Annotated in this window: 22 protein-coding genes and 3 pseudogenes; 12 read left to right on the top strand and 13 right to left on the bottom strand. The window is 69.7% G+C overall.

The window, feature by feature from the left end:
* Window positions 1-21 precede the first annotated feature (21 nt).
* Together CG747_RS51145 and CG747_RS38605 are read right to left on the bottom strand one after the other, a co-directional pair.
* A pseudogene (locus CG747_RS51145) lies at window positions 22-141 on the bottom strand (3-hydroxyacyl-CoA dehydrogenase family protein); the annotation flags it as partial.
* Between the two features lie 516 nt (window positions 142-657).
* Entirely contained in the window at window positions 658-2,343 is a 1,686-nt protein-coding gene (locus CG747_RS38605) for a recombinase family protein (RefSeq protein ID WP_100606554.1), read from the bottom strand.
* 119 nt (window positions 2,344-2,462) lie between these two features.
* Between CG747_RS38605 and CG747_RS38600 the strand changes: the two genes are divergently transcribed.
* Together CG747_RS38600 and CG747_RS38595 are read left to right on the top strand one after the other, a co-directional pair.
* Complete coding sequence (locus tag CG747_RS38600) at window positions 2,463-3,083, top strand: flavin reductase family protein (protein WP_100606566.1); 621 nt, start codon at window positions 2,463-2,465, stop codon at window positions 3,081-3,083.
* Window positions 3,084-3,510: 427 nt separating this feature from the next.
* Window positions 3,511-4,443, top strand: a complete 933-nt coding sequence (locus tag CG747_RS38595; RefSeq protein ID WP_180985885.1) for an endonuclease/exonuclease/phosphatase family protein — start codon at window positions 3,511-3,513, stop codon at window positions 4,441-4,443.
* Window positions 4,444-4,486: 43 nt separating this feature from the next.
* Here the strand turns inward: CG747_RS38595 and CG747_RS38590 are convergent, their stop codons facing one another.
* The 5 genes from CG747_RS38590 to CG747_RS38565 form a co-directional block, all read right to left on the bottom strand.
* Entirely contained in the window at window positions 4,487-4,714 is a 228-nt protein-coding gene (locus CG747_RS38590; RefSeq protein ID WP_100606553.1) for a DUF2277 domain-containing protein, read from the bottom strand.
* 39 nt (window positions 4,715-4,753) lie between these two features.
* Window positions 4,754-5,506 (bottom strand): alpha-ketoglutarate-dependent dioxygenase AlkB, encoded by a 753-nt coding sequence (locus CG747_RS38585; RefSeq protein ID WP_257981011.1) that lies wholly within the window; start codon window positions 5,504-5,506, stop codon window positions 4,754-4,756.
* A 90-nt stretch (window positions 5,507-5,596) separates the two neighbouring features.
* Window positions 5,597-6,169: a hypothetical protein gene (locus CG747_RS38580; protein WP_100606563.1), complete on the bottom strand. Its 573-nt coding sequence runs from the start codon at window positions 6,167-6,169 to the stop codon at window positions 5,597-5,599.
* 1,066 nt (window positions 6,170-7,235) lie between these two features.
* Entirely contained in the window at window positions 7,236-7,625 is a 390-nt protein-coding gene (locus CG747_RS38570) for a nuclear transport factor 2 family protein (protein ID WP_100606551.1), read from the bottom strand.
* A 78-nt stretch (window positions 7,626-7,703) separates the two neighbouring features.
* Window positions 7,704-8,261: a hypothetical protein gene (locus tag CG747_RS38565; RefSeq protein WP_100606550.1), complete on the bottom strand. Its 558-nt coding sequence runs from the start codon at window positions 8,259-8,261 to the stop codon at window positions 7,704-7,706.
* A 645-nt stretch (window positions 8,262-8,906) separates the two neighbouring features.
* On the opposite strand from CG747_RS38565, the pseudogene CG747_RS50810 reads away from it, so the two are divergent.
* The 4 genes and pseudogenes from CG747_RS50810 to CG747_RS38545 form a co-directional block, all read left to right on the top strand.
* A pseudogene (locus tag CG747_RS50810) lies at window positions 8,907-9,707 on the top strand (alpha/beta hydrolase); the annotation flags it as partial.
* Entirely contained in the window at window positions 9,702-10,640 is a 939-nt protein-coding gene (locus CG747_RS50165) for a virginiamycin B lyase (protein ID WP_374701872.1), read from the top strand. The pseudogene CG747_RS50810 and the gene CG747_RS50165, both read left to right, overlap by 6 nt.
* Window positions 10,641-11,118: 478 nt before the next feature.
* Entirely contained in the window at window positions 11,119-11,328 is a 210-nt protein-coding gene (locus CG747_RS38550) for a cold-shock protein (RefSeq protein WP_018537546.1), read from the top strand.
* Between the two features lie 32 nt (window positions 11,329-11,360).
* Entirely contained in the window at window positions 11,361-11,579 is a 219-nt protein-coding gene (locus tag CG747_RS38545) for a hypothetical protein (RefSeq protein WP_100606547.1), read from the top strand.
* 87 nt (window positions 11,580-11,666) lie between these two features.
* Here CG747_RS38545 and CG747_RS50160 read toward each other — a convergent pair.
* Both CG747_RS50160 and CG747_RS51140 read right to left on the bottom strand, forming a co-directional pair.
* Window positions 11,667-11,915: pseudogene (locus CG747_RS50160) on the bottom strand (IS5/IS1182 family transposase); the annotation flags it as partial.
* Window positions 11,867-12,049, bottom strand: coding sequence for a transposase (locus CG747_RS51140; RefSeq protein WP_100606546.1), 183 nt, complete (start codon window positions 12,047-12,049; stop codon window positions 11,867-11,869). The pseudogene CG747_RS50160 and the gene CG747_RS51140, both read right to left, overlap by 49 nt.
* Before the next feature lie 153 nt (window positions 12,050-12,202).
* Here CG747_RS51140 and CG747_RS38530 point away from each other — a divergent pair, with 153 nt between their 5' ends.
* Together CG747_RS38530 and CG747_RS38525 are read left to right on the top strand one after the other, a co-directional pair.
* Window positions 12,203-13,270 carry a serine hydrolase gene (locus CG747_RS38530; RefSeq protein WP_100606545.1) on the top strand — a complete coding sequence of 356 codons (1,068 nt, stop codon included), beginning with the start codon at window positions 12,203-12,205 and terminating at the stop codon, window positions 13,268-13,270.
* 260 nt (window positions 13,271-13,530) lie between these two features.
* Window positions 13,531-13,911: a peptidase inhibitor family I36 protein gene (locus tag CG747_RS38525; protein WP_100606544.1), complete on the top strand. Its 381-nt coding sequence runs from the start codon at window positions 13,531-13,533 to the stop codon at window positions 13,909-13,911.
* Between the two features lie 248 nt (window positions 13,912-14,159).
* Here the strand turns inward: CG747_RS38525 and CG747_RS38520 are convergent, their stop codons facing one another.
* The 4 genes from CG747_RS38520 to CG747_RS38505 form a co-directional block, all read right to left on the bottom strand.
* Window positions 14,160-14,999 carry a carbohydrate-binding protein gene (locus tag CG747_RS38520; RefSeq protein ID WP_100606543.1) on the bottom strand — a complete coding sequence of 280 codons (840 nt, stop codon included), beginning with the start codon at window positions 14,997-14,999 and terminating at the stop codon, window positions 14,160-14,162.
* A gap of 516 nt (window positions 15,000-15,515) precedes the next feature.
* Window positions 15,516-16,457 (bottom strand): LysR family transcriptional regulator, encoded by a 942-nt coding sequence (locus CG747_RS38515; protein ID WP_100606542.1) that lies wholly within the window; start codon window positions 16,455-16,457, stop codon window positions 15,516-15,518.
* Window positions 16,458-16,789: 332 nt separating this feature from the next.
* A complete protein-coding gene (locus CG747_RS38510; RefSeq protein WP_100606541.1) occupies window positions 16,790-17,506 on the bottom strand; it encodes a trypsin-like serine protease in 717 nt (238 codons plus the stop codon).
* 347 nt (window positions 17,507-17,853) lie between these two features.
* On the bottom strand, window positions 17,854-18,774 hold the full coding sequence (locus CG747_RS38505; RefSeq protein WP_146022230.1) for a hypothetical protein: 921 nt from the start codon (window positions 18,772-18,774) through the stop codon (window positions 17,854-17,856).
* A gap of 270 nt (window positions 18,775-19,044) precedes the next feature.
* Between CG747_RS38505 and CG747_RS38500 the strand changes: the two genes are divergently transcribed.
* From CG747_RS38500 to CG747_RS38480, 4 genes are all read left to right on the top strand, one after another.
* Complete coding sequence (locus CG747_RS38500) at window positions 19,045-19,356, top strand: PadR family transcriptional regulator (protein WP_100606539.1); 312 nt, start codon at window positions 19,045-19,047, stop codon at window positions 19,354-19,356.
* Complete coding sequence (locus CG747_RS38495) at window positions 19,353-20,120, top strand: hypothetical protein (protein ID WP_100606538.1); 768 nt, start codon at window positions 19,353-19,355, stop codon at window positions 20,118-20,120. Before CG747_RS38500 ends, CG747_RS38495 begins: the two co-directional genes overlap by 4 nt.
* Window positions 20,121-20,591: 471 nt before the next feature.
* Window positions 20,592-20,957 carry a PadR family transcriptional regulator gene (locus CG747_RS38485; protein ID WP_100606562.1) on the top strand — a complete coding sequence of 122 codons (366 nt, stop codon included), beginning with the start codon at window positions 20,592-20,594 and terminating at the stop codon, window positions 20,955-20,957.
* Window positions 20,954-21,529 carry a hypothetical protein gene (locus tag CG747_RS38480; protein ID WP_100606537.1) on the top strand — a complete coding sequence of 192 codons (576 nt, stop codon included), beginning with the start codon at window positions 20,954-20,956 and terminating at the stop codon, window positions 21,527-21,529. The genes CG747_RS38485 and CG747_RS38480 overlap by 4 nt, the downstream gene beginning before the upstream one ends.
* Window positions 21,530-21,855: the final 326 nt, after the last annotated feature.

Genomic DNA, 21,855 nt, shown 5'->3' with positions numbered 1-21,855 from the left:
AGGACTCATGAACGATCGAGGCTAGTACGAGTAGAACCCCGACCCGGACTTCCGCCCCAGCCGCCCCGCGTCCACCATCCTCTGCAGCAGCGGGGGAGCGGCGTACAGCGGCTCCTTGTACTCGAAGTACATGGTGGCAGCTGGACCGATCCGATCCTTGTCCTATGGATTCAGGTTGAATTTCTTGACAAGAGGAGCAAGCAGGGTGGCCCGAAGAACGATGCCAGGTTCGTCCTTTGGGATGTCAGGGGCCCCGCTGGCAACACCCGTAAAGGATTGTCAGTGGAGAAGGTATGTGTGCTATTTGATGCGGCCGGGAATATCTCCTACATTGGACCTCTGGACACGGGTGAAGGCCCCCAGGGGCGACGAAGAGCTCTGGGTGAGCTTTTGTCGTGCGGTCGCCGAAACCTTCAGGTTGGAAAATTATATGACATGGGATCGGGCATTGCATTGTGCGAAGGGCGCGAATACGGGAACTGCATCGAAGGGTCCAGGGGAAGGTGAGTGCGGGAGTGATTGGGTGGAGAAGTTCCTCGAAGAGAGTCCCGTCCTGTTGGAGGCTGAAGCCATGCGAGTCCGGAAGCTCTTGGAGTACATGGGGCGGTGAGATGGGAGGCGTCCCCAGTCGATCGATGTGCTGGGGACGCCTTTTGCCTACACGGCTATTTCTTCAGAGGTCTTCCAGTGCGGAGCGAGGCGTGCCTTCACGAGCTTGGACCGGTCGAACTCCGATGGGGGGAGAGGTGGTTGCACTGTGATGGAATGCAGATAGCGTTTGAGGATCGCGCGCTTCTGAAGCAGTGAACCCGCTGTCCAATTAGTGAGGAGCTCCTCGAGAGTGACACTCGTCGGAGGGGCGCCCTCCAGGCCGGCAATCGATTCCCTGAAACTGGAGATTTTTCGATTGAGGGCTGACAGCATGGTGAAGTAGTCTTCCTCGGTCAAATCGACCTCGTGCAATGAGTCCTCGGACCACCGATGGATGAGTTCGCCCTTCCGGGCGAGTTCCTGATCCAATCGTGCCTGCAAGTTTGTGATTGCGCCATCGGATTGATCCGCCCCGATCTTCGATGCCTGAAGCTGCCTGTGTAGGAAGGTGCTCATAGCCTCCTCGACTGCCGAGTTAGCGGTGGGTGCCGCGATTGCTGTTCCGCCGCAGCCGCCTCGATCGGATGGTGGGCATGTGTAGTTGCGGATTATTTTCCCTGACTTGCGTTGCTTGTACTTGTGTCCGACGAGTCCGCGCTGGCATTTGTGACAGCGAAGGATTCCCGATAGTAGGTATTTGTTAACTGGTGCGGAGCCTGATCCGTCGGGTTTGATGCCTGCCTTCTGGCGGCGGTGCTGCCATTCGAACTGGACCCGTGACCAGAGCTTGGGCGTGACGATGGGCTCCCATGTCCCCAGCAGCGGGCGTCCTTCGTCGTCGAAGAGAACCTGGGACCAGCCGTCCCCGGCCGTGGCAGCTCGTACTCGGTGCCTGCCGGCGTAGGAGACCATGCCCGCATAGCGTGGATTACGCAGCATCTTGGCGACCATCGTGGACGACCACGTGCGGGCGGCAGGAGGCTCGATCCCCTCGGAGTTGAACGCCTTGGCGATGCTGTAAGCCGATTCACCCGACAGGAAGTCCTGGAAGATCCGGACGACGACGCTGGCCTCCTCTGGGACAAGCCGCCCCTTGTTCTCGCCCTTGCGGACCCAGCCGTAGGCAATGCGGCCCTGGGCGAGTCCGTTCTGCGCGGCGGAGAGGTGCTGGCGGGCGACGCGGCGGGCGGTGTCCTCGGAGGACTTCAGCGCCATCACGCACATCATGCGGGCCATATGACGATCGCTGTCGTTGATGAGATTCATGCGGCCGCCGGTGGCGCCGGTGACGGGATGCTTGACGTACTCGACGATGTCGATGAGATCTTCGAGGTCCCGCGGCTGTCGGACGAGCCGGTCGAGGTCGTAGAAGATGACTCCGTCGATGACGCCGTGTGCGAGGTCGGCGAGGAGTCGGCGAAACTCTGGTCGCAGGACGATCCAGTCGATGGAACCATCCGGCTTGATGACCTTGCGCTTTTTGAACGCCGAGGTGTCGTTCTCCCGGTAGATCTTCGAGAAGGGGCCCCAGCGCAGGCGGGTGCAGCTGTCTTCGGCATCTTCGAGCTGTCGGTCGACGCCGGCTTCGAGGCCGAAGCGGTCGGAGGAGATGCGGAGGTAGGCGCCTGGGCGCTTCGGGGCGTACGCGGCAAGGTGGTCGTGGAGGTTGAGGGTGACCTGGCCTCCGCGGGCGTGTGCGGGGACGTCGAAGTCCTCCCAGACGGCTGGGACTGCGGCTGGGGTGGTGGACACGGTGTCGGCTCCTTGGCTCGTCGGCTCCGATACCGGGTACTTTCCGTCGCACTCAGGGGTTTGGGGGTGCCGTGGATCCGCTGTAGGGTCCGCGCCCGCCGGTGTGGATACTGATCACCATGCGCATCGACTTTGATCCCGCTGACATGTCCCGCAACGAGTTCTACAAGCTGTTGACCGCGACGGTGGTGCCGCGACCGATCGCCTGGGTGTCGACCTACGATCCATATAGTGATTCAGCGAACCTTGCCCCGCATTCCTTCTTCAGTATCGCCAGTGTGAAGCCGCCCGTGGTGCAGTTCAGTTCCGTCGGCCGTAAGGACACCCTGCGGAACATCGAGGCCACCGGCGAATTCGTCGTCAACTTCACGTCGGAGGAGCTTTTCGAGCAGGTCAATGACACGGCTACGGACTTTCCGCATGGGGTGAGTGAATTCGAGGCGGCCGCCATCGAATCCGAGCCGAGCCTCCGGGTGAAGCCGCCGCGGGTTGCCGCCTCGCCGGTGGCATTGGAGTGCGAACTGCACAGCACGCTGCGGATCGGCGACGGGACCGTGGTGTTCGGGCGCGTCGTGCATGCCGTGGTCTCGGAGGATGTGCTGGTCGACGGGCACCCGGAGATCAGCAAGCTGCACCCGCTGTCGCGGTTGGGGAAAAACGAGTGGGGGACGGTCAGCGGCGTTCGCGACCTCGCGCGTATCCGCCACGAGGACTGGCAGGGGCCTGCGGCCGACCGTTAGTCGAGACCCGCCCGCCGGGCCCGCCGGTAGGGAGCAATCGTTTCTCGGGGTGGCGTGGGCGAGGGTTTCGCGTCAGTTCATTTCGGTGGACTTCCGGAGCTCCGGAGGATGCGGCAGCGTGGGTTGCGACGGTTGTCCGGGGCGGTCGAGGACGATTGCTGACGAAGACAGCCGGTAATCGGCGGTCGCGAGTCGGGAGTGGCTGGTGGACGGTTGTGCTTCTGGAGGGACGGACGGAGCGGAATCTGGATTGGGTTCACTCGCCGGGCGCTTCGTATGCGGCGGGAATGCTGCCGCTCCTGGGCGGGAATCAACTCCGGTTTGTGATTCCGCCGAGGCCCGTGAAACCTCCGGGGAATCCGGGAACTCCGCGGACTGTGGAGACTTCCGTGAGTGGGCTTCCGGTACGGCGTTCAGTCGGCGGGCCGTGCTGCGTGGGGCGGCCGCCACGGCGGTAGGCGGATCTGCCGCGGCAGCGGTGTCGGCGGCGTACGGGGGTGAGACCGCGTACGCCGCCGACATCGACACCGGCACTGAGATCGACACCGACATCGACGGCAGTGGGCGGCCCTTGCGGGTGATGACGTTCAACTTGCGCTTCGCGTCGGATACCCGCCCGCATTCCTGGGGCGAACGCCGACCGGTGATGCGGAACCTGCTGCGTCGGGAGGCCCCGCACCTGCTCGGGGCGCAGGAGGGGCTCTACGGGCAGTTGCGTGACATCGCGGCGGACCTCGGTCCTCGCTACGACTGGGTGGGGACAGGGCGTGCCGGCGGAAGCCGGGACGAATTCGCGGCGATTTTCTACGATGTGCGACGCCTTGCCCCTGTGGAGTACGACCACTTCTGGCTTTCCGGCACGCCGTATCTGATCGGGTCGACGACCTGGGGGAATACCGTTATTCGGATGGCCACCTGGGTGCGGTTCCGGGATCTCCGGGAAGGCGGCGGAAGCCGGGGGAGCAGGGAATTCTATGTGCTGAACACGCATCTTGATCACGCTGTGCAGTATGCGCGGGAGCGTTCCGCGGCGCTGATCAACGATCGGATGGGCGCTCTCGATCCCGCGCTGCCGCGGATCGTGACCGGTGACTTCAACGTCGCCGCGCACGGGAATCCCGTGTACGAGGCCATGCTCGGGGGCGGCAGGCTCGTCGACAGCTGGGACGCGGCCGACGGGCGCAGCGCGCAGTACGGGACCTTCCATGGATATCGGCCGCTGGTGCCGGACGGGGATCGGATCGACTGGATCCTCACCTCACCGGTGGTGCGGACCCGGTACGCGTCGATCAATACCTATTCCATGGGCGGACAGTTTCCGAGCGATCACCTTCCGGTACAGGCGCTGGTCGACTGGTGAGGCGATCACGGGCCGAATTCCGGCAGCGGCCGAAGGGGGCGTCCTACTGGGGGCGGGCGGGTGCGGAACCGCGGACCTGAAGGCCGTTGAGGAGTTCCAGGGTGGCTGCCGCGACGGCGTCGACGGCCTGGTCGAAGACCTCGCGGTTATGGGCGGCGGGGGCGCGGAACCCGGAGACCTTGCGGACGTACTGCAAGGCCGCGGCGCGGATGTCCTCCTCGCTGACCTCGGGCGTGACGGGCGGACGGAGCGTCTTGATACTGCGGCACATGTGTCCAGTCTGCCCTCTGGGAAAGCCAGCGGGACCGGATCAGCTGAGACCGGTGACCCGCATGGTGATGTTGAGGCGGCCGGCGGCCAAGCCGGTGGCGGGGTCGCCGGTGCCCGGGTAGACCTTGGGCACGCCGTGGTAGACGAACCGCGACGGGCCGCCGAAGACGAAGAGATCGCCCGAGACCAGCTCGATGTCGGTGTACGGCTTGGTGCGGGTTTCGGTGTTGCCGAAGCGGAAGACGCAGGTGTCACCGATGCTGAGGGAGACGACCGGCGCGCTGGAGTGCTCTTCTTTGTCCTGGTGCATGCCGAGCTTCGCCTCGGCGTCGTAGAAATTGATCAGCGCGGTGTCCGGGGTGTACTCGTCGCCCGCGGTGGTGTCCTGATACGCGTCGACGAGCGCGCGGCGGCCCAACGCGACCATCCAGTCCGGGAATTCGGCGACCCGGGCGCCGTTCACGTCGTCGGCGGTGCGTCGGTACGCGTACGGCTGCCAGTGCCAGCCGATGCACACGGTCTGGACGGACATCACGCCCCCGCGCGGGAGTTTGGTGTGCCGGATGGGGGCCGGGCCGCGCGCCCAGTCGCGGCAGGCGGTGACCAGATCGCGCTGCTCGGCGAGGCTCAGCCAACCGGGGACGTGTACCGCCCCGGGGGCCAGTTCCCGGCGCGTGCGGCCTTCGAGGCCGGCGGTCGCCCCGGGCCGGCGGGCGAGGCCGTTGCGTCTGCTCGGCCCGTCGGGCCCCTGGAGCTGCCCGACGTCCTCGAAGCCGGGGAGCGGGGTGCTCATGAGCTTGTGACCTGCCTTGATGCGGAGGGGGGAGGGGGGAGGGGGTGTGGGTGCTGGGGGGGGCGGCCGGTTGCCGTGTGCTTCCCTCCTTCAGCGTGTCATGGGGTGGGGTGGGGCGATACGTGGGGTGTGCAGGGTGACCCAGCCCCGGTCGATGAGCCAGGTGCCGCCGTCCGTGGTGGCGCCGCGCATGCCATCAAGGGTTTCCGGCCCGGCCAGCGCGACGAGGCGGGAGTCGCCGACGGAGGCGAAACCGTAGGTGCGGGTCGGCTCCCAGTCGGTGCTGTGGCGGAGCCGGCGGCTCATCTGGGCCCAGCCCAGTGGCGCGGCGGCGACCACCCAGGCGTCCGGTCGACCGGCCGTGAAGCGTTGTGCCGGGCGCAGCCAGGACGCGGCGTGTTCCGGCCAGTGGACCAGGGCGAGGACGGTCCGGCCGGCCGCTCGCCATGCCTCCGCGAGCGACGCCGCGGCCGTGATGGACGCCGCGTCCCGGCTGTGGCCGATGGTGAGGGTGGTCGGGGCGGCCAAGAGACGCAACAGGGTGGTCAGTTCGGCGTCGGTGTGCGGGGCGGGGGTGGGGAGCGGGCCGTAGGCGTCCGCCTCGTGTCGGGGGAGGAGAGGAGAGGGCGCGCGTCCGGCGATGGCCGGAGGGAGGGTGCTCATGGCGGCGGGTGGATTGTCGCGCATGGCGGTCAGGCGAGGGTGGTGCAGTGGGGCGCGGTGGCAGGAGTGGGCGTGGCGGTGTGGGTGCTCTGGGTGTTCATAGGGCGTCCTCGGGCGTCTGCTGTTACCTGGGGTTTCTTCGAGTGTGCCGGTTCGAGGACGTGGGGACTGGCGGGAATCGGACGTGATGGTCCGGCTGGGCGGAGGGGGAGGGAGCGGGGTGCGGAGACCTGGCGGGGCAGGCCCGGATCGGGCGTACCGCAGGTGGGAGGGGAGCGGCCCGGCAGGTCCGGGAGGGGAAGGCCCCGGCGGCCCGCCGGAGACGGGGCGCCGGGGCCGTCGCGCATGTGCACTCGTCCGTGCGTGGGTGTGCCGGTGTGCCCTACTAGGCGGCCTCGACGACCTCCGTGACCTCGGCGCGCACCGCCACCGTCCAGATCTCCAGCAGCACCGCATACTCCGCCATGTCCTGCGCCGTCCAAGCCAGACCGTGCCGGGCGCGCACAAAACGCCGGATCGAATCGTTGGCCTCGGAGGCAGGAACGGGCGTAACCGTATGGGCAGAAGGAGTTGGGGACATGTGAGACATGCTAGGGGTTGCCACTGACAACGCATCCCCGCGTGCTTCAGCCATAGAGCCCCCGAGCGCTCTCCACCGATCGTCCCGTTGCCACCTCAACTCGCTGACCAGCAAAGACCGTCAGCACCTCGCCCTCCCCTCGCTGCCTGCATGTGTCCATTTCCACACGCTCCGCGTTCGCCCCACCCTGTCCGCCAGCCCCCGAACCGTCAACAGGGCGTCATGCGATCCGGCCTCCGAGGGGCGGTCGGCTCTGGCCGGTGGCGTGCGCGGTGTGCTGACGATCGACCAGCGGGGCCGGTGGAGCTGTCGCGGTCGGGCCGGCGCACGGTGGAGCCGGTGCTCGGCGGGGGCGGGCGACATCGGTCGGCGTGCGGGGCGTGGCGGGCGCGGAGCGCGCAGTTCCGTGCGCCCCGCGCGCCGATCGTGCTGCGGTGACGAGACGGTTTCCACCGGAGATCGGGCCGCCGGCGGCCGGGACGTCGCTCAGTGCCGTGTGCCGCGTGCCCCGGCCGGGTTGGTGTCCGGGCCGAGGTACGTGCCGTAGCCCTCGGCGACCAGGGGGCCGTCGAAGACCAGCACCTCGTTGACCAGGCCGCCCTTCTGGTTGCGGTAGTTGATGACCAGGCAGTCCACGCCGGTGTAGCTGCCGAGCACCTCGAACCGCAGGTCGGGGATGCGCCGCAGCCCCTCCGCCCAGTAGGCCCGCAGGGCTTGCTTGCCCCGAATGACGCCGTTGCCGCCGAGCAGTTGCGCGGCCACCGGCGAACGGAACGTCACGTCGTCGGTGAAGTGGGTCAGCAGCGCGTCCAGGTCGTGTGCATTCCAGGCAGTCACCCAGGAGTCGACGAACGTGTGTGCGGTCGCGTGGTCCATGGGCGCATTATGCCGGGTGCGGAAAGTCACGCGGCCGCCACCCGCGGTGGGCGGGTGGCGGCCGGGAGGCAGGACGGCTCAGACCTTGGTGAAGCACATCGTGTAGTCGGTCCTGCGATTGCTGGTGAACTGGATGCTGTAGTCGTAGGAGGCGGAGTCGCACTTCCTGCCCGCGCCCAAGAGGCGTTCGCCCAACTTGTACTGTGCGCCGGGGGAGTTGCAGTCGACGATCGTCGGCAGTGGTTCGCCGTTCGGGTGCTCGACCTTGACGCAGTCGCCGACCTGCGGATCGTGCGTCTTGCGCTCCGCGTTCCGGGCGTCCCGCGCGGCCTCCTTCTTGGCCTTGCCGCCGTTGGGGTTGGTGTTGTAGTCCCACACGTACCAGGCGCCGCCGCCGAGGACGGCCAGGAGGATCACGGCGGTGATCAGCCCGCGCAGCGGACTGCGCTGCGGCTGCTGCCGCTGAACGGGCGCGGGCTGCTGCGGCGGCTGACCGTAAGGCGGCTGCGGCGGCCCGGCGTAGGGCTGCTGCGGAGGCCCGGCGTAGGGCTGTTGCGGGGGACCGGAATAGGGCTGTTGCGGTTGCCCGTACGGCTGCTGCGGAGGTTGGTTCTGATAGGGCGGCGGTGCGGACATGGTGCGGATCCCCCAGGTGTGACGGCAGAGACGGAGGTCAGTGGCGACTGACCGGTGCAGCAGGCTACCTGCCGGGCGGCCGCGGGCGTGTTGCGGGTGCTGAAGCCTGCTTGTCCGAGTGCCTGGGAATGCGGCCCTCGCGCAACGACGTGACGTGCGACGTGCACAACTTCGCTTGCCATGAGCTTGGTTGGCCGTGATGGCTGACTTCAAGCCCGGGGGCGGCCTTCGGTCGCACGGTGGGATTGGGTCGCCGAGGGGTGTTGGTGGAGTGGTCGGTGTGCCTGGGGGCGGCGCCTGGTGTGGTGTTCAGGGGGCTGGCGGTTGGTCACTTCGTCGAGACGTGCTGGTCGGCGGCGTCGGCCAGTCGGGTCAGGTGCTCTGCGGTGTCCGGTCCCAGGGTCGGGTGGACATCCTCCGCTCGCTCGCCGAGGTCGCGGCCGCGCTCCGGGTGCGCGGAAGGGGCGGCCGCGGGGCCGTGTCCGGCGGCTCCGCGGCACCTTGCCCCACCGGATTGATGTTGACGCCCAGCTTGCGCGGTGAATAAATTTGCGCCCGTCGTATTTTCTCTGGAGGGGGATTCGCGGCGACGCTCGGGGTCGATCCGATGCTCAAGTCCCGCCCGGGACGGGTACGTCCGCGACCGTGTGTCTCCACTCCGCGCCCCTCCGGCCCCACGAGACGCCCACCATCCACGACGGAGGACCATTGCTGAACGTCACTGCTGTTCCCGCGGCGCCCGGGCAGGCCCAGGCCGCCCGCGACCGCGCCGGGTCACTGGTCGCCGCGCCGCTCCCGGCCGATGCCGAGGTGCACGGCGACTGGGTCCGCGCGCCGGGCGCCCGGGGCGGCGCGGTGATCTACGTACACGGTGGTGGATTCGCCCACACCATGCCCGAGGCCGAGCGCGTCATGGCCTACCGGCTGTCACAGGCAACCGGCCGGCCGACCCTGCGAGTGGACTACCGCCTGGCGCCCGCCCACCCCTACCCCGCGGCGCTGGAGGACCTGCTCGCCGCCTGGCAGGCCGTGTTGGACGAGGGCGTCCCCGCTTCCGAGGTCGTCTTCGTCGGCGAGTCGTCCGGTGCCACGCTGGTGCTGTCCGCGCTGCTGGAACTCAAGCGGACCGGGGGCCCGCAACCCGGTGCCGCGGTCGCGATCTCGCCGCTCACCGACTTGGCCTTGACCGGTGCGTCACTGACCGCCAACGACGGCAAGGACGTGCTCGGCCACGCCGTCCTCGACATCATCACCGGCCAGTACCTGGCCGGCGCCCGCGCGGACGAGGCGCCGCAGTCGCCGTTCTACGGCGATCCGCGCGGACTGCCGCCGCTGCTGGTCGCCGTCGGCACCGACGAGGTGCTGTTGGACGACGCCCGCCGGTTCGCCGAGGCCGCCGACGCCGCCGGAGTGAGTGTGCGCCTGGACGAGTACGAGGACATGCCGCACGCGTTCCACGTCTCCGAGCCCGGCGAAGTACTCCTCGAACGGGTCAGCCGGTGGCTGGCCGACCCGGTCCGGGAAGTCACCGTCAGCGGTCCGGAGGCAGGGCCGTACGCCCTCGCGGACGGTCCCGACGGTGCCCTGTGGTTCACCCTGGTCCACCAGGGTGCGATCGGCCGCCGGGGCGCGGACGGCCGGGTCACCGTCCATCCGGTCGGCCCGGGCCCGACCCTGCTGGCCCAAGGACCCGACGGGGCCCTGTGGTTCACCGAGTACCGCAGCCACCGGATCGGCCGGATCACCGTGGACGGCGAAGTCACTTCCTTCGCGCCGCCGACCGCCGACGGCGGGCCGTTCGGTATCGCCGCGGGCCCGGACGGAGCAATGTGGTTCACGCTGTCCGGCGCCGACCGCATCGGCCGGATCACCATGGACGGCGAGATCACCGAGTACCCGTCACCCGGCGCCTTCCCCTCCGCCCTCACCGCCGGGCCCGACGGCGCCCTGTGGTTCACCCTCAACCAAGCCAACACGATCGGCCGGATCACCACGGACGGGCAGACCACCGCGTACCCGCTGCCGACGCCGTCCGCCGCCCCCGTCGGCATCACCGCCGGACCGGACGGCGCGCTGTGGTTCACCGAGATCGGCGCGGGACAGATCGGCCGCATCACCGTGGACGGCACCGTCACCGAGTACCCGCTGCCCGACCGCCAGGCGCGACCGCACGCCCTCACCACCGGCCCCGACGGTGCCGTGTGGTTCACGGAGTGGGGCGGCAACCGGATCGGACGCATCGACACCGACGGCCGGATCACCGGCTACGACCTGCCCCGCCCCGCCTGCGAACCGCACGGCATCGTCCAGCACCGCGGCGCACTGTGGTGCGCCCTGGAGACCGGTTCCCTGGCCAGGATCGCGGTGCACGTGGAGTAGGCGGCGTGCCTGGCGTGACTGTGCACCCGGGCGCGAGCGGCAGTCGCCGGTGGCCCCCGGCCACCGTTTCGGGATCTCGGGGTGCCGGAACGCTGCCGGAACCGTGGACCCCGCATACGGGCGCCGCCTGCGCGGGGGCGTCGTCGTAGTCGTTCCGTATCGCCCCGACAGCCCAGCTTGGTTCTGTCTCTCCGATCACGCTCCGAGAGACAGAACCAAGCTGGAGAGCCGGCACGAGGGGCCGCGCTGCCTCGATGTGGTCGGCAGCGCCGATACGTCGGGTACGGGCCGGCCGGCCATGCGGGTGCTGGCAGCACACACCCCCGGATTCCGCGACATGGGGCGGATCCTGCGCTGCGAGTTCCGGTGACGCGCGGCGAGGGGGCGTCGGCGATACCGTGGGACCGGCAGTCTCTGTCTGGCGGTATAACCCTGGTCAATCAGTGGGACGCCGCCCTCACTCCCCTCAGGAGGGGCCGTGGCTACAGGCAAGGTCAAGTGGTTCAACGCCGAGAAGGGCTTCGGCTTCATTGAGCAGGACGACGGCGGCGCCGACGTCTTCGTCCACTTCTCGGCGATCGAGGCAGGCCCGGGCTCGTACCGCTCCCTGGAGGAGAACCAGCAGGTGGAGTACGACGTCACCCAGGGCCAGAAGGGACTGCAGGCCGAGAACGTCAGGCCGCTCTGAGCATCCCGTTACCGAGGAGCTGGGAGGACGCGATGACCCACCGGCATACCTTGAGCGTGCTCGACTGGCACGACGACGGGTCCTCCACCTCGTCCGTCTGGGTAGTCAGCGCCGATGAACGCGAACGCCTCAGGGATTTCCTGGGCCGCGGTCCGGACATGGAGGGCGTCGTCACCCCAGAACAGGCGGACGAGGCAAGGACGATCACCCGGTCCTGGCTGACCTGCGCCAACGAGGACTCCCCGGCCTGACAGCCCGCGGTGTACCCGCGGGGATTCGGGCGCGTGAGGAGTACAAGAAGCCCCGTGACTGACTGTGCCGAGGAAGACGTATCCGCGCTTGTCGTAGCGGGTGGCGACGGCCCTGAACTGCTTGTGCTTGTTGATCGCCCGCTCGACAGTGTTCCGAGCTCGGTACCGGGTCTTGTCGAAGCCGGCAGGTCGGCCGCCGCGTGAACCTCTGCGCAGGCGGGCGGACGAGGTGTCACTCTTCTCCGGGATCACGTGCCGGATGCCGCGGCGTCGCAGGTAGGAGCGGATCAGACCGTTGCTGTGTGCCTTGTCGGCGCCGACACTGTCCGGCAGCCGGTGCCGAGTCGGTGAATGATCCCGTTGATCACCTGCCGGTGATCCCGCCATCGGCCGCACCGGTTGTTGCTCTTGAGCAGCAACGGCTCCAGCACCGCCCACTCGTCATTCGTGAGATCTCCTCTGCTGAGCATGACCTGAACAACGGGTCACCTGATCGAGGCAACCTCTCGCGGGTGCTTCCCCAGACATCTCGGGACCGCCGGACTCTCCCGTGGAGGCGGTCACCCACGCTCTAGGGTGGGCAGTTGACGGCGAACAGTCCGGACTGTGGAGGTGGGGCGGCCGTGATACAGGCACAGGTGGACGAGGTTCCGGGGGCCGATCCGTGGGCGGGGGTGGACGCCGACGCCTTGGCGCGGGCCGCCCGAGGACAGGCCGAGCGGCCGGTCGCGGGCGTCGAGGACATGACCACGTACCTAGCGGCGCAGGTGGCGGACGCCTCCCACCGCGAGGTGGTCGGACCGCTGCTGGACGGCGGCGGACCCAGCGGCGTGATCGTGCGCAGGGGCCGGGTCGTGGCGTCCTGGGGCGACCCGACCCGTGTGGAGATGGCGTTCAGCGCCACCAAGAGCGTGCTGTCGCTGGTGGCGGGGGTCGCCTTCGACGACGGGCTGATGGCGCTCGACGAGCCGGTGTACCGGTCCGTTCGGCTGCCGGCCTTCGCCGACCAGCACGGACGCGGCATCACCTGGCGGCACCTGCTGGATCAGACGAGCCAGTGGGAAGGGGTGCTGTGGGGAAAGCCCACGAGCGTCGACGCACAGAGCACCCGTGAGGGGACGGAGTCGCCGGGCGGGCCACCGGGGGAGGGGTGGGCCTACAACGACGTCCGGGTCAACCTCACCGCCCTCGCCCTCACCGTCCTGTTCGGGCGCTCCCTCCCGGACGTCCTGCGCACCCGGGTGCTGGACCCGATCGGAAGCTCCCCGTCCTGGTCGTGGCACGGCTACCGCACCTCCTACGCCGAACTCGACGGCGGCCGGATCCCCGTTGTCTCCGGCGGGGCGCACTGGGGCGGCGGACTGTGGATCAGCGCCCTCGACCTCGCCCGGATCGGCCGGCTCTGTCTGCGCGATGGACGTCACGCCGACCGCCAAGTCCTCTCCCGCCGCTGGATCGACGCCCTGTGGACCCCCTGCCGCGTCAAGCCGAACTACGGGCTGTCGTGGTGGCTGAACGACGACCGGTCGGTCTGGCCCACCGCCCCGTCGACCGGACGCTGCGCGCGGGGCAACGGCGGCTCGCATCTGCTGTGGGTCGACCCGGCCCGCGACCTGGTCATCAGCTCGCGCTGGGGCGCCGACGTGGCGACCCTGATCGCCGAGGTCTCGGAGGCCGTGCGACCGGAGTGACGGGGCGGCGGGTGTGCTCCGCGGCCGTGGCGGGCGGCGCCTGGGACGGGCCGTCGGCGGGCGTGTGGAAGCACATCGGGGCGCGGGCGCCGGGGCGCGACCGGCCCGCGCGCCGCCGTGCCTCAACGACCGGCCGCGAGTCCGGCGAAACGCCGTCTGGCGCTCACGGCCCCGACCGATACTGGCGACGGTGCCTTGACTGGCCGTCCGGCGTCGCCGGCGGCAACGGCCCCTTCCCGCCTACACCAAGGAGCATTGCCATGCGTCGTATGCGTTCGTTAGCCGTCGCTTCGGCCGCCCTGGCGGTCGTCTTCGGCCTCGCGCCCACCGCAACCGCCGCCCACGCAGCGCCCGTCCACCGGGCGTCCTACCACTGCACCCCCGGCCACTTCTGCATCTACAGCGACTGGAACGGCGGCGGAACCCGTTGCCAGTGGTCGCAGCGCAGCAAGGCGAACACCGCCGACGACTGTTCCTTCATCCGGCGGGGCCAGCGCGTGCGCTCCGTGTGGAACGGGACCGGCCACCGGGTGCAGTACTACACCCAGACCAACTTCCACGGACGGGTCGGATCCACCCGGGCCGGATCGGGCGGCAACCTGCAGGGCAGCTACCAGATCCGGTCCTTCAAGCCGCAGTAGCAGGCGTCGCGTCGGCTGTGTCTGCCGTGTCGAGTCGCGTTGACGCTACGTCAGTGGCGATCTGCCTACGCCAGCAGCGAGGCCGCCTACGTCAGCGGCGATGACACGGGACTGAGACCGGGTTCGTGGAGCTGTGGGGCATCAACGACGGTGCCCCACAGTGCCGTTGCCAGCCGGTGTGTCGGAAACTCCCGCTCCCGCACGGGCGCGCCGCCGACCGCCACGAACAGCGGGCTTGCGCACGGTGGTCACTCGCGGCGCCACAGCGCCGTCACGTTGGGCGGCTCCCAGCCGGTCATCGACGTGTGGGCCTGCACACAGCGGTAGCTGAGGCCCTGGTAGGTGACCCGGTCGCCCGCGGTGTAGGAGTGGCCGGGCGTCCAGGCGCCGCTCGGCGGGTCGGTGGGCGGGTCGGTGGGGTCGCCCGGCCCCGGCGTCCCGTCGACGTTCAACACGAAGTCGAAGGTGCCCTCCTTGCCGTTGCCCGCCCCGCGGACGTTCATCAGCAGTGCGGCATCGAAGAGGGCGTCGGTGGAGTTGCGCGGTTCGCCGGGGAAGTACAGCTGGGTGGTCAGTACGGGCTCTCCGGGGGCCTGCACCTTGACGTGGAGGTGCCGCGTGCGGCCCGGATAGAGGCCCGGCACGATTGTGGCCAGCGAGAACGCTCCGCCCGCTTCCGTGAACTGATGGCCGCGCAGCGTGTAGCCGGCCATGTCGTAGTTGCCGCCGTCGTCGGCCTGCCAGAAGTCGAGCAGCACACCGGAGAGGGGGGAGCAGTGACGGCCGAAGACGTAGCCGCTGACGGTCAGCGGGGTGCCCTGCATGCCGGAGTCCACCAGGTTCTTCCGCAGCGGGGAGTCGGGCTTGAAGTAGGGGCCCTCGATCTGTTCGTGGGTGGGGCCGTCCCCGTCGTCGCAGGCGGGCGTCACGGAGAGGGGGCGCCGCAGGCCGGCGGCGTCACGGGCGAGCGCCACCGTGCCCGACGACAGCAGCGGGACCGCGGCACCGGCGGCGACGGCCGCCTTGAGCAGGCTCTTGCGGCTGATCGGCGGGCCGGAGCCGGCGTCGCGGTGAGGAGGGGGTGTCATGGCGATTCCTCGGTCTCCTGAGTAGGGAAGGAAGAGGGACGGGACGTGCCTGACATGTGACTGGAGAGGCGCGGACGCGTCGACCGTGAGGACGGTGGCCTGCCGACCCGGACGGCACCGGCGCGCAAACCGCGCCATGCCGTTCGGAGGGCCGTCCTCGGCGAGGTCACCGCCGACGACGGTAATGGCAGCGGCGGCCGTTGAGCGAGATACCGCTCGATCCCTCTGGGCAGTGTTATGGAGCGAAATGAGCCTGCGGTGGTCCCCGCCTGGCTCGGATTCCAGCCAGGTAGGTACGGTTGGCGCTGCCGCGCCGTGGTGCGTCACCTGTGCCTCAACTATGGTGAAGTTGTAGGTGAGTTGACTGCGTGTGGGCGACTGGGAAGTGCCCTCTGGAGCTGGATGGTCGTGCTCATCCGCGGGGGAGGGGCGTAGCTTGACGCCGCCGCCGGTCGCCGCAGACGTCGGGCGGCGCTCTCCTTCGGCGCCGCGGTGTGGCAGGTCGCCGACCGGGTCTCACGGTCCGCCCGGACCCGCCAGTCTGTAGGTGTCGCAGTGCGCCGCCGTGCGCGCGTGCGCGCGCAGGGCCTGCGCCAGCATCGTCGCCGCGGTGTCGGGCCGCTGGTTCGCCGGGTGCCAGCCCAGCAAGTGCCGCCAGTGCAGCGGCGTGCCGGCCAGGGGGCGGGTGGTCAGGCCGGGTGTCGGCGGGAAGGTGGCCCGGCACAAGCCCACCGCGCGGCCCACCTGCACCAGGTGCGCGCAGGAGGCGGTGTCCGTCTCGTACATGCGGCGGGGGCTGAAGCCGGCCCGGGCGCAGGCGATGGTGAAACAGTCTCCGAAACAGCCGTCGCCCGGTACACACGCCCACTTCTCCTCCGCCAGCGCGGCCAGTTCGACCTCCGGGGCGTGGGCGAGGGGATGGCTGTCGGGGAGCATGACGAAGATGGGGTCGACGGCGATATCCCGCCAGGCGAGGTGAGGGGCGCCGGGCGGTGGCGCGGACCCGCAGGCGCCGGTCAGTGCGAAGTCCAGGCGCCCTTCGGACAGCAGCTCGGCGAGCTCGCGCTCGGACCAGGAGACGTGGGTCGTCACGGTGGTGTCCGGGGCGGCGTCGGCGAGCCGGTCCACCAGCGCGCCGAGCAGTGGGCCGTGTGTCGCGCCCAGCCGCAGCCGTTCGGTCTCCTGCCTGGTACGGGCGAACCGGGTGGCCTCTCGCTGGAGTTCGCTCACCGCGGGCAGCACGACCCGCGAGCGCTCCAGAACGAGTTCGCCGAGCGCGGTGGCCCGTACGCCGTACCGCCCACGCTCGAACAGTGCACCGCCGAAAGCTCGCTCGATCCGTCTGAGCTGTGCGCTGAGCGCGGGCTGGGCGAGCCCGAGCGCCGTCGCCGCTCTGGTCAGACTGCCCGCGTCAGCGATCGCGCGGAGGATCCTCAGGTGTCTCAACTCCAGTTCCATGAAGGGAGCTTGCGCAATACGGAGACCGCGGGCAAGTAGTACTTGAAAGTTCAGGTGTCGGGTTCGTCCGCGCCGCCTTCCGGTCGGAACTCCCCTCGCCTGGCCAAATCCGCGCGATGCTCCGCCAGGAGGAAGGCAGGAGGAAGGCAGGAGGAAGGCAGGAGGAAGGCAGGAGGAGGCGGGAGGGAGTCGGCAGGGTGGGCGTGTGCCGGTGCTTGCCGCCGGGGTGCGGGCGTTACGGCGGTCCTGGGGCGGTTGTTTCCGGGTGGCGACCGGGGCCCTCACCGCGCCGCGATGAGGGCCCCGGTGTCCGCCGAGGAGGCGGCACGGGTTCAGACGCCGGCGATCGACTGGATCCAGGAGCGGTACGCGGTCACGTTGCTGTACGCCGTGTTCGTCTGGCGGTCGCTGGTGGAGGCGACGCCGACCTGGACGCCGTTCGCCATCATCGGGCCGCCGGAGTCGCCACCGGCGGTGATGCCGTCGCCCCAGTAGGCGCAGATCGCGGAGCCGCCGTAGGCGTCGGTGCAGCCGCCGCTGACGGTGACGTTGGCGAACTTCAGGTAGCGGGACTGGCAGTTGATCTCCGAACCGCACTGGGAGGTGGCACCCCAGCCGTAGACCTGCACGTTCTGTCCGACACTCACCGAGCCGGGCTGCCCGAGGGTGGCATAGGTCGTGGACACGGAGCGGTCGAGGCGGACGAGCGCGAGGTCCGCCCCGTGGGTGTAGGTCTGCACGCCGTTGGCCGCGGTCCCGCCGCTGTACTGGTCCAGGCTCCCGATGCGGAACGACAGCGCCCCGCCGGCGACGCAGTGCTTGGCGGTGAGGACCCAGGTCGGGGCGATGATCGTGGCCGAACAGGTCTCCTGGCCGTTCGAGTACAGCCGGACGGCCCAGGGGCCGCTGTTCGCATATTGCCCACCGATGATGGGCTGCGGCCCCTTGGCGCCGGGGGGAACCGGCGCCGCGACGGCGGTGGGGGCGAGAAGTGCGAGGACGGCGACGGCTGCGGCGGCGAGAGCGGGCACGAGCTTCGATATGCGCAAGGTTCCTCGATCCGGAAGGCACGCCACGTAGGACGTGCGTGTGCGGGGTCGATGGCCTCAGGGGCCGCGCCCACGGCGAACGCCCGGTACGCAGGGGTTGTTCGCCATGAACATGGCCATACTCCCGTAGCGTTTGTGAACGGAGTACTAACGCTTGGCCATAACACGGACGTTATGGAGCGCTCCGGAAGCGCGTCCAGGGACTCCCGGCCCCACTCGAAACCCTGCCGGCGCCCCTGGGTGTGCGAGCGAGGTTCTCCGCCGTGTGACGAGTACTGGTACTCGCCGTAGTCGGCCAGGCTCACGCCGTCGTGGTCGCCCATCACCTTGCGGGGGGGTGTCGCCCTTCAGGACTTCGACGTCCACGAGGTTGAAGTTCCCTCCACGGGAGGCGGGTTGGGGTGCTGAGGCAGTGCTGTCAGCAGTCCGGCGGTGACCACCGACGTGAGCAGTCCGGCCCCGAGCGTGCCCGTCACCAGTACCGGTACCGACGTCACCGCGCCCGCCCCCAGCGCGGACCACAGTGCGTCGCGGAACGCCATCGCGACCTGGATCGCCACGCATCCGGCGACCATCGACGCCTCGGCGACCCGACGGGACCGTGTGCGGGGCGGCCGGGCGACGAACCCGGCGAGCGCGTTGCTCAGCACGCAGAACGCCAGGAAGGCGGTGGTCTCGATCGCCAGCGCCCAGGCGATGAGCAGGGGGTTCGTCCACCGTTCGCCGATGGCCAGCGAACCGGCGATGCCGACTGCGGCCAGTGCGCTCAGCCCGACGAAGACAGTCATCGCCCGCCGGCGTACCCAGGCCACCGCGCGGGGCCCAACCCGGTTGCGCAGTACGGGAATCCGGTCGCAGACGGCGATCGCGTCACCGAGCCAGTCATGCTGCCACCGGGCGGATGCGCCCCGCGGTCCGCGACCCCGCACCAGCAGTGCCGTCACCACCACCGTGAGCCCGGAGACCACAGTCAGCCCGCCGATCAGAACCGACGTCCAGGTCCCCCGCGAAGTGGCGTGCGCTCCCACGAGGATCGCGGCCCACTCGAAGGCGGCGGTGAGGCCGATCAGCACGGTCATCGCACCGGCCGCGCGCCCGGTCTGCTGGGCCCGGTCCGGACCGCCGGGCCCCCGCCGCACCAGCATCCGCACGGCGATCGCCAGCGCCAGCACCGGCACCGTGAACTGGGTCAGGGACACCACCGCGTCATAGGGGTCGTCCTGCCAGGGGCTGGCCGCCCGGACCGCCGCGACCTGAGAGGCCGTCACCGTCGCCACCTCGAACAGGACCGCCGTTCCCAGGGACAACCAGATCGCGGCCGGTGGGGCCGCTCCGTCCCGCAACTCTCGCTGACCGTAACCACGTTGACCACGTCTCATGACCACATCCCCACGTTCCAGGACCGGATCGGCGCGCGTCCTGCGCCCCTGGGAGTCATAGTACGCAGCGCGTAGTACGCGACGAGTAGTACGTGTAATGTATTACGCGCCGAGGAGCATCGTGCCTCGTACTGCGATGGACGGGAGACGAGAAGACCCATGCACAGCAACGACGCCCAGATGCTGGTGCTCACCGTCCTCGCGGACGGCGCGCTGCACGGCTACGCCATCAACGCCGGGATCGAGGAACTCACCGGCCGCAAACTCGGCCCCGGCAGCCTCTACGGCGCGCTGGCCCGGCTGGAGGGCCGCGGCCTGATCCGGCCCGCCGACGAGACGGCCGCATCCCAGGAACGCCAGCGGACGATGCAACTCACCGACGCGGGCCGGGAGGCACTGCGCGTCGAACTGGAGCAGATGGCCCGCGTCGCACGGGCCGGACTCCGCGCGCTCGGGATCGCTCCGGCATGAGGGCGGCAGCGCTCCTCACCGCGCTCTACCCGCCCGCCATCCGCGAGCACTGGGGCGCCGAGCTCAGCCACGAAGTGGCGGCAGCCGGCGTCCGTTCCTGGCCCGACACCCTCGCGGGGGCCGCACGGCTCTGGCTCCATCCTGGCGACTGGCCCGAGTCGACCGCCGGCCAGACCCGCCGCGTCGTCGCCGTCGCCGCCTTCGCGGTCACCGCCGTCGCCGCGCTCCTGCTGCGTGCCAACCAGCCGTCCGCCGCCCTGACCCCCGACGCACGCCACGCCGCCACCGCCCTGTGGCTTGTGCCGGTCCTGTGCGGCATCGGCCTGGCCGCTCCGCTGCCCGCCCTGTGTGCGGGCGCGCTCCGCCGCCTGGCCCGCACGGCCGCCGGCGCCCTCACCGCGCCCGCCTGCGCGGTCCTGGCCCTGTACCTCACGGCCCGGAGCGGGTTGGTCGACCATCTCACGGGCGCCGCCCACCTCGTCCCGGTGCTCTGCTACTGGTCCGTCCTCGGGTTCACCGCACTGCGCACCTGCGCCCTCGTCGCCCGGATCGCCCGGACCGCGGCTCCACCGTCCACCCGCCGGCTTCGCGCCGCCCTCCACCTCATCGGAACGGGCCTGGCCCTCGCCGCCGTCCGAAGCCTCCTCGACGGCGGCCGGGCCGCCCCCCACCTCGGCGCACTCACCGCGACCGGGACGCTGGGACTCCTGGCCGCCGTGACCCTCGGCGTCGGACGCGATCTGCGCACGGGCAGGGCGGTCTGACCGTCGACGTCCCGCCTGGAAGGGACGGTGCCGGTGCGGCGATCCCCGACGTCCGCCCGGCGAGGGACGGGACGGTCTCGGTCGGCGCCCCGGACACCGGTGCGTGGGGTGCCGTTGACGAGCAGCGAACCAGGCGCCAAGTAGCCAGCCAGTAGCGTCTTGGGCGGGTTTTCACGTTTCCGGGCGGCCTATCTGCTTGATGGGCGTGCTGCCGGTCCGGCGCCATGGCTTGTCGTATCTGCCGCCGCACGTCCTGCATTGGGCTCGGAAGAGCGTGGTGACTGGCCCCATCTGCTCGCTCGGCTCGGCCGGGTACTCCGCGTTCTGGATCTTCGCGACGAGCCGCGGGGTGGCGCAGGTGCAGGAGTGGCCGCCTCAGGTTCGGGCGGCCCCAACCAGGGGTGTGCGGCGGTCGATTACGCGAGGTCGCCAGTTCTGGCCGGGGTTGACACGTCGCGTAGTATGCATTGCATGGTAGCTGGCAAAGCAAGCGATCACGTGGAGGCCCGCGGTGTGAGCCAGCTGCGCAAGGGCGTGCTGGAGTACTGCGTCCTGGCGTTGCTGTGTGACAGGCCCCGCTATGGGGTGGAGCTGCTGGAGGCTCTTGCGGATACACCGGTCATGACGACCAGTCAGGGGACGCTGTATCCGCTGCTGTCCCGTCTGCGCCGAAGTGGCCTGGCGGACACGTTCCTGGTGGAGTCGGCCAGCGGGCCGTCTCGCAAGTACTACAAGCTGACCGACCAGGGCCGGCAGGCCCTGGAGGAGTTCTCCGGACACTGGCCCAGTTTCCGTGATGCTGTTGACCGTTTCCTCGTTTCTGGAGCTGAATCATGAGCAATGCCCTGGCCCACCCGCTGGTTCGCGCTTACCTGGCCTCGGTCGACGGAGAGGCAGCAGTGCTGTCCGACGACCGGCGCCGTGACCTGGTGGCAGACCTGCGCGAGCACATCGAGTCTGTGCTGCCGCAGGGCGCCGATGACGCGGCGATCCAGCAGGCCCTGGACCAGCTCGGCACCCCCCGGGAGATCGCCGCCGCCGCGATCGCCGAAGAGCCCGGCGTCAGCCCGCTGCAGCCGGAAAACAGCGGGCGCACCACTCTGACCCTGGGCATGATGGTTTTGGCCACCCCGTTCTGGGTCCTCGGTATCGGCCTCGTACTGGCCGTCGTTGCCGCCGTACGGATCTGGCGCTCCACAGCATGGACCAGGCGGGACAAGCGCCTGGGCACCATCTGCGTCCTCTCACCCCTGCTGGTGATCCCCGCAGCTGGCGCACTGTTCGCTTACGCCGGCGGCCTCGGCATCGCCGAACTCATCGGCACATTCCTGATCGCCATGGTGATCCCGCTGGCCGGAGCCATCCGACTGGGACGCGGCGCCGCACGCCTGCACCCACACGCAGCCTGAAAGGCCCGCCCCAACGGGTCCTGCTCCGAGCAGGACATGGCCCACCTGACCGCCGTCTCCCACGAGACCTACGACATCCTGCGCCGGGTCGGCCCCGTTTACCAGTTCCCTCACATCGGCCTTCAACGCCACCTGGCATCCCGCTCTGTTCCATAGGGGCCCCGTACGGGCGAGGACCCGGCAGATCAGTCGGACAAACCAAGTGAAGGTCGCTGGCGGGTTACTTGTCACCTGGTTCGCCGCTCGTCAACGGCACCCCTTTGTACCCCTGTGGCGGGGCGCCGTCGGGACGGACCAGGTGCTCCCGGCCGGTCCGCGCCGGTACG

The sequence above is a fragment of the Streptomyces sp. CB02959 genome, assembly GCF_002803155.1.
Classification (GTDB): Bacteria; Actinomycetota; Actinomycetes; order Streptomycetales; family Streptomycetaceae; genus Streptomyces.
The sequence above is the reverse complement of the archived record's forward strand: the minus strand, read 5'-3'. Positions and strand labels throughout refer to the sequence as shown.

What these genes read in the sequence shown, in the direction of transcription:
- CG747_RS50165 (WP_374701872.1), top strand. Translation starts at nt 9,702, where the DNA reads ATGCCGCACGCGTTCCACGTCTCCGAGCCCGGCGAAGTACTCCTCGAA.
- CG747_RS38570 (WP_100606551.1), bottom strand. Translation starts at nt 7,625, where the DNA reads ATGGACCACGCGACCGCACACACGTTCGTCGACTCCTGGGTGACTGCC.
- CG747_RS38585 (WP_257981011.1), bottom strand. Translation starts at nt 5,506, where the DNA reads ATGAGCACCCCGCTCCCCGGCTTCGAGGACGTCGGGCAGCTCCAGGGG.
- CG747_RS38580 (WP_100606563.1), bottom strand. Translation starts at nt 6,169, where the DNA reads ATGAGCACCCTCCCTCCGGCCATCGCCGGACGCGCGCCCTCTCCTCTC.
- CG747_RS51140 (WP_100606546.1), bottom strand. Translation starts at nt 12,049, where the DNA reads ATGCTCAGCAGAGGAGATCTCACGAATGACGAGTGGGCGGTGCTGGAG.
- CG747_RS38590 (WP_100606553.1), bottom strand. Translation starts at nt 4,714, where the DNA reads ATGTGCCGCAGTATCAAGACGCTCCGTCCGCCCGTCACGCCCGAGGTC.
- CG747_RS38500 (WP_100606539.1), top strand. Translation starts at nt 19,045, where the DNA reads ATGCACAGCAACGACGCCCAGATGCTGGTGCTCACCGTCCTCGCGGAC.
- CG747_RS38545 (WP_100606547.1), top strand. Translation starts at nt 11,361, where the DNA reads ATGACCCACCGGCATACCTTGAGCGTGCTCGACTGGCACGACGACGGG.
- CG747_RS38515 (WP_100606542.1), bottom strand. Translation starts at nt 16,457, where the DNA reads ATGGAACTGGAGTTGAGACACCTGAGGATCCTCCGCGCGATCGCTGAC.
- CG747_RS38480 (WP_100606537.1), top strand. Translation starts at nt 20,954, where the DNA reads ATGAGCAATGCCCTGGCCCACCCGCTGGTTCGCGCTTACCTGGCCTCG.
- CG747_RS38520 (WP_100606543.1), bottom strand. Translation starts at nt 14,999, where the DNA reads ATGACACCCCCTCCTCACCGCGACGCCGGCTCCGGCCCGCCGATCAGC.
- CG747_RS38495 (WP_100606538.1), top strand. Translation starts at nt 19,353, where the DNA reads ATGAGGGCGGCAGCGCTCCTCACCGCGCTCTACCCGCCCGCCATCCGC.
- CG747_RS38525 (WP_100606544.1), top strand. Translation starts at nt 13,531, where the DNA reads ATGCGTCGTATGCGTTCGTTAGCCGTCGCTTCGGCCGCCCTGGCGGTC.
- CG747_RS38565 (WP_100606550.1), bottom strand. Translation starts at nt 8,261, where the DNA reads ATGTCCGCACCGCCGCCCTATCAGAACCAACCTCCGCAGCAGCCGTAC.
- CG747_RS38485 (WP_100606562.1), top strand. Translation starts at nt 20,592, where the DNA reads ATGGTAGCTGGCAAAGCAAGCGATCACGTGGAGGCCCGCGGTGTGAGC.
- CG747_RS38600 (WP_100606566.1), top strand. Translation starts at nt 2,463, where the DNA reads ATGCGCATCGACTTTGATCCCGCTGACATGTCCCGCAACGAGTTCTAC.